The following is a 4,910-nucleotide window of genomic DNA, read 5'->3' on the forward strand; positions in this document are numbered from 1 at the left end:
CGCACCCCAATCCGCGTGCGGGCCGGACTGGTCACCGACGAGGACATCACCGAACTCGTCAACACCTGCACCCCGCACCACCCCGACGACCGCCCCGCCGGTGTCGTCGTCCCCTTCGCCGCCTGACCGTCCAGAAAGGACTTGAGCAATGGGTGAGATTGATTTCGCCGATCGGTGCACCGCCGCACTGTTCGCCATCGCCACCGCGATCCGCGACGTCACCATGCCTCGCTACAACACCGACGCCGCCGCCGAAGAGGTCACCGCCGCCCGCAACGCCCAACTCGACAAGGCGAAAGCCCACCTCGTCGAAGCACGGAAAGCCTTGTACCAGGCCCAGAACATCGTCAAACCCCGCCGCTAGGAGAGACCGCCATGACCACCGCAATGACAACGCTCAGCGGCATACCGAAAATCGCCGCCGCGCTCGTCCGGTACGTGCGAGACACCCCGGCACCGGAACCGACCAGCGTGATGCTCTACCCCGACAAGAACGCCGTGGATATCCAGCCCAGTCACGGCCCGGACCCGGTACAGACCATCGGGTCCCTGTTGATCTGGACGCACCGCCTGACCGGCATCACCGGCGAATGGTGGCGCACCCCGGGCGGGGACCTGTTCACGATCCTCACCGGCCGTGGCCCGCACGGCATCACCTACGGCGTGTACGGAGCCATCCCGTACCGGGCGGTGCAGCGTCTCGTGCGGCTCCCGCAGGGAGAGCGCGAATCGGTCACCCCCGACGAGCTCTACCAGCTCGCCCTCGAACTCCGCACCCGACAGGAGATCTGATCATGATCACGCTGTCGTTCCTGTGGTCCTGGACCAAACTCACCGGACTCGCCGCCCTCGCGCTACTCCTCGAACGAGCCCTGATCCCCGGCTTCTGGGTGTTCGCCCTCGCCGCCGGAATCACTATCGGCGCGTGGGCGGTGATCACGGCCGCACTGCTGCGTGAATGGCGTGCCCAAGCCGCCGGATACCACCACCAGCTCACCAGCATCCGCCGCGACCGCTCGTAACAAGACAAGGAGACCCCGCCAATGTCCACAACAGACACCCGGCCCCGGCGACGGCCAACCCTCACCGAGGTGATCCGGCTGGCCGTCACGATCATCCTGGGCGGCATCGGCGCAGCGGCGGGCTTCACCCACACCCACGACTGGGCCGTCCACAACGGACAAGCCGGATGGCTCGCCTGGGCCGACGCCGTCGTGATCGAAGGTATGGCCATCGTCGCCGGATTCGAACTCCACCGTGACCACCGCCGTTCCGGTGGCCGCCTGATCACCTTTCCCGCCGTGGTTCTCGTCGCCGGGATCACCATCCAGATGGCCGCACAGGTCGCCCTCGCGCCCCGCACCCCCGCCGGGTGGCTACTCGCCGCCATGCCCGCACTGGGGTTCCTGGTCGTCGTCAAGCTCCTCATGCGCCGCGCACCCACCGACACCCCCGACAGCACCCCGGCGGCCGTCGAGGCGGCACCAGAGCCCGTTTCTGCATCTGCGCAGCCCGAACCGGCAGCACCGGAGATCCGCCGGCCGAATCCGGAACCGCCGTCCCCGGCCGAAACCACGGCCGTCCTGCCCCGAGTCAAGCTCCCGGCCCCGATGGCCGACCGCATTCACGCCCTGGCGACCGAGATCCGGCACGCCGGACGGGACGTCACCCCTGCCGATATTCAGCAGGTCGTGAAGGTCCCCGACGACCTCGCCGCCCGGATCGTGGCCGATCTGGACCCAGCCACCGCCTGACCGCCCGTTCCCATGCCCCGCGTGGGGCGGGAGTACGGCACCACTGCACTTCCGCCCCGCCTCGTCACGTCGTCTCACGGAAAGGAACGACCTCCGTTGCTGACGCTGGAAGACCGCATCACCCACCGCCTACGCACCACCGACTACCAGGCTTGGCGCGCCAAAGTCCACCGCGTCCACGGCTGCGCCAAACCCATCCGCCTGACCGGAACCCACCGACTCGAAGATGCCACCGGGACCGCGCTGCACCACTTCGCCGGAGAGCTGTTCGTCCCGTGCGGGAACCGCCGCGAATCCGTCTGCCCGGCCTGCTCCGACCGCTACGCCGCCGATGCGTTCCACCTCGTGCGCGCCGGGCTTCTCGGTGGCACCAAAGGAATCCCCGAATCCATCACCACCAAGCCGCGCGCGTTCGTCACCCTCACCGCCCCCTCATTCGGGCCGGTGCACGCCCGGCGGGTCACCACACGCGGCAGGGTCCGGCCCTGTGCCTGTGGGGAACACCACCGCGAAGCCGACACCCGTATCGGCACCCCGATCGACCCGGAGACCTACGACTACGTGGGCTCGGTGCTGTGGCAGGCCCATGCCGGGGTCCTGTGGCAGCGCTTCGTCATGCGGCTCCGGCGGGAGCTGGCCAAACGGGCCGGAATCCGTGCCCGCGAGTTCGGCGAGGTGGCCCGAATCTCCTACGGCAAGGTCGCCGAATACCAGCGCCGCGGCCTGGTCCACTTCCACGCCATCATGCGCCTGGACGGCCCCGAAGGCCCCACCGATCCCGCCCCCGCGTGGGGCAGCGCGCAACTACTCGAAGATGCCGTGTACGCCGCAGCGGCGGCCGTCACGGTCACCACCGAACGCCCCGACGGAACACCCCTCGAACTGGTCTGGGGTGCACAGGTGGACGTGCGGCGTGTCCAATCTGGACTCTCGGCAGAGGTCGAAGATGAGAACGGGCAGATCAGCGAACCGCGGCTCGCCGCCTACATCGCCAAATACGCCACCAAAGGCACCGGCAAAACCGAAGCCGCCGACACCCCGATCCGGTCCGAACTGGACATTGCCCGGCTGCGGGTGTCTGAGCATCACCGGCGGATCATCCAAACGGCTTGGGAACTCGGCGGCCTGGAATCCTATGTGGATCTGAACCTGCGACGGTGGGCCCACATGCTCGGCTTCCGGGGCCACTTCCTCACCAAATCCCGCCGCTACTCCACCACCTTCAAAGTCATCCGGGGCGACCGGGCCGCCTACCGGCTGGCCGAAACCCTCGAACACCTCGGACTCGCACCCGAGTCCGTCACGGTCGTCAACGACTGGCAATTCCACGGCGCCGGATACCGCGACGACGCCGAACGCGAACTCGCCGCCGGAATCGCCCAACGCATCCGCGACGACCGCAAACACCGCTACAGCAAGGAGAACCGATCATGACCAAGAAGCTGCTCACCATCGACGAACTCGCCGACTACCTCAGCGTTCCCAAGGGCACGCTCTACCAGTGGCGCACCAAGGGCTACGGGCCGCAAGGCCGCCGGGTCGGCAAGTACGTCCGCTACCGGGCCGACGACGTGGACGCCTGGATCGACGAACAGGGGGTGGCCTGATGGGACGACCGCCGCTGCCTTTGGGCACATGGGGCAAGATCCGCACATACCAGCTCGGTCCGCAGTCGTGGCGCGCGATCGCCAAGTACAAGGACTTTGACGGCGTCACCCGCCCCGTTGAGCGCGTCGGTGCCTCTAAGACCAAGGCGACGACGATCCTGCTCGAGGCTCTGCGGGATCGCACCCGCATTTCCAGCGACGGCGAGATCAAGGCCGACACGAAGATGAAGGTCGTGGCGCGGCTGTGGCTCGGTGAAGTCGACGAGTCGGACAAGGCGGCGCGCACGAAGGAGGAATACCGCCGGACGTGGGATCGGTACCTGGAGAAGTCGATAGGCGAGCTTCGCGTCCACCAAGTGCAGGTCTCCACGATTAACCGCGTGGTGAGCACAGTCCGGGACAACCACGGCCGGGGTGCGGCAGCACACACCAAGGTGGTGCTGTCCGGGGTCTGCGGTCTCGCAGTGCGCCACGATGCCCGGGACGACAACCCAGTCCGGGAGCTGGAGGGAATAGGTCGCGCCAAGCGCAAGCGAGGGCGGCTGGTCAACACCAAGACCATCGGGCCGATCCTGGGCGTGTTTCACGCATCCGAGAAAGCCGCACGGAACGACCTTGTGGATTTGATCGACTTCCTGTCCGGAGTCGGCAGCCGGATCGGCGAAGCGCTCGCACTCGACTGGGATGAGTCGGTCGACTTCGAGGAAGGCACGATCACCTTCGCGGGAACCGTGATCCGTGTGTCCGGTCAGGGGCTCTTCGTTCAGGACCACACGAAGACCATCGCCGGGGAGCGGACCATTCGCCCGGCAGGGTGGGTGATGGAGATCTTGAAGCGGCGCTACGCGGAGCGCACCTCTCGCTGGGTGTTCCCCTCCAGTACGGGCACGCTGCGGGACCCCGACAACGCCCGGAAGCAGATCCGACAGGTCGTCAAACAAACACCGTTCGAGGGACTGCACCCGCACGACTTCCGGCACTGGGTCGCGGACGTCCTGGAACGCGCCGGTCTGTCATCCCGCCAGATCGCGGACTTCCTCGGACACGAACGGATCAGCACGACCCAGGAGGTGTACATGGAGCGCGGCGTAGTGGCCGAGGATGCGGGCCCGGCGCTGGCGGACCGCCCGGAGATCGTGCCCCCGAAAAAGGAGGGTTAAGTATGGGCTGGTCGGGACCCCGCAAACCAAACACGGTCCCGACCAGCCAAAGCGTGCCCCCGGCAGGATTCGAACCTGCGACCCGGAGATTAGAAGGCTCCTGCTCTGTCCTGCTGAGCTACGAGGGCGTGCGCGCCGATGACCACCGAGGGTCACCATCAACCCTCAGTCTAACCAGCGCAATCTTCCTATCGTCGGACACGTGCTCAACGTTTCACCCTCGTTGACCTGGTCATTTACGCTGCGGCGAATCCGTGCGGGCAGCAGCGAACGGCGCAACGCTCTGGTCAACGGAGAGCAGTCAAGCGGGGCCGAAAGGGTGATGGCGGCGTTCAGCCGCAAGGTCTCAGCACGCCGGCGATCACCTTGATCCAGGTGATGCGAGAGGA

8 protein-coding genes and 1 tRNA gene are annotated in these 4,910 nt (G+C 67.0%); 7 read left to right on the top strand and 2 right to left on the bottom strand.

What is annotated here, in order from left to right; translation table 11 throughout:
* Window positions 1-148 precede the first annotated feature (148 nt).
* The 7 genes from VHD82_RS08175 (at window position 149) to VHD82_RS08205 (ending at window position 4,521) form a co-directional block, all read left to right on the top strand.
* Window positions 149-364, top strand: a complete 216-nt coding sequence (locus tag VHD82_RS08175) for a hypothetical protein (RefSeq protein ID WP_325698958.1) — start codon at window positions 149-151, stop codon at window positions 362-364.
* 11 nt (window positions 365-375) lie between these two features.
* Window positions 376-792 (top strand): hypothetical protein, encoded by a 417-nt coding sequence (locus tag VHD82_RS08180; protein ID WP_325698961.1) that lies wholly within the window; start codon window positions 376-378, stop codon window positions 790-792.
* A 2-nt stretch (window positions 793-794) separates the two neighbouring features.
* Entirely contained in the window at window positions 795-1,022 is a 228-nt protein-coding gene (locus tag VHD82_RS08185) for a hypothetical protein (protein WP_325698965.1), read from the top strand.
* A gap of 69 nt (window positions 1,023-1,091) precedes the next feature.
* Window positions 1,092-1,754 carry a DUF2637 domain-containing protein gene (locus VHD82_RS08190; RefSeq protein ID WP_325698968.1) on the top strand — a complete coding sequence of 221 codons (663 nt, stop codon included), beginning with the start codon at window positions 1,092-1,094 and terminating at the stop codon, window positions 1,752-1,754.
* A gap of 96 nt (window positions 1,755-1,850) precedes the next feature.
* Complete coding sequence (locus VHD82_RS08195) at window positions 1,851-3,188, top strand: replication initiator (RefSeq protein WP_325698971.1); 1,338 nt, start codon at window positions 1,851-1,853, stop codon at window positions 3,186-3,188.
* Entirely contained in the window at window positions 3,185-3,361 is a 177-nt protein-coding gene (locus VHD82_RS08200; protein WP_325698973.1) for a helix-turn-helix domain-containing protein, read from the top strand. The genes VHD82_RS08195 and VHD82_RS08200 overlap by 4 nt, the downstream gene beginning before the upstream one ends.
* Window positions 3,361-4,521, top strand: a complete 1,161-nt coding sequence (locus VHD82_RS08205; RefSeq protein ID WP_325698975.1) for a site-specific integrase — start codon at window positions 3,361-3,363, stop codon at window positions 4,519-4,521. Before VHD82_RS08200 ends, VHD82_RS08205 begins: the two co-directional genes overlap by 1 nt.
* A gap of 54 nt (window positions 4,522-4,575) precedes the next feature.
* Here the strand turns inward: VHD82_RS08205 and VHD82_RS08210 are convergent.
* Together VHD82_RS08210 and VHD82_RS08215 are read right to left on the bottom strand one after the other, a co-directional pair.
* Window positions 4,576-4,649: transfer RNA gene (locus VHD82_RS08210), tRNA-Arg, on the bottom strand.
* A 37-nt stretch (window positions 4,650-4,686) separates the two neighbouring features.
* Window positions 4,687-4,910, bottom strand: a 224-nt coding sequence (locus tag VHD82_RS08215; RefSeq protein WP_325698978.1) for a hypothetical protein, incomplete at its 5' end; no start/stop codon positions are given.

This window comes from Amycolatopsis sp. (genome assembly GCF_035546795.1).
In the GTDB taxonomy this organism is placed as follows: domain Bacteria; phylum Actinomycetota; class Actinomycetes; order Mycobacteriales; family Pseudonocardiaceae; genus Amycolatopsis_E.

Excerpts from the sequence above, each read along its gene's own strand:
- VHD82_RS08180 (WP_325698961.1), top strand. The coding sequence starts at position 376 with ATGACCACCGCAATGACAACGCTCAGCGGCATACCGAAAATCGCCGCC.
- VHD82_RS08185 (WP_325698965.1), top strand. The coding sequence starts at position 795 with ATGATCACGCTGTCGTTCCTGTGGTCCTGGACCAAACTCACCGGACTC.
- VHD82_RS08205 (WP_325698975.1), top strand. The coding sequence starts at position 3,361 with ATGGGACGACCGCCGCTGCCTTTGGGCACATGGGGCAAGATCCGCACA.
- VHD82_RS08200 (WP_325698973.1), top strand. The coding sequence starts at position 3,185 with ATGACCAAGAAGCTGCTCACCATCGACGAACTCGCCGACTACCTCAGC.
- VHD82_RS08175 (WP_325698958.1), top strand. The coding sequence starts at position 149 with ATGGGTGAGATTGATTTCGCCGATCGGTGCACCGCCGCACTGTTCGCC.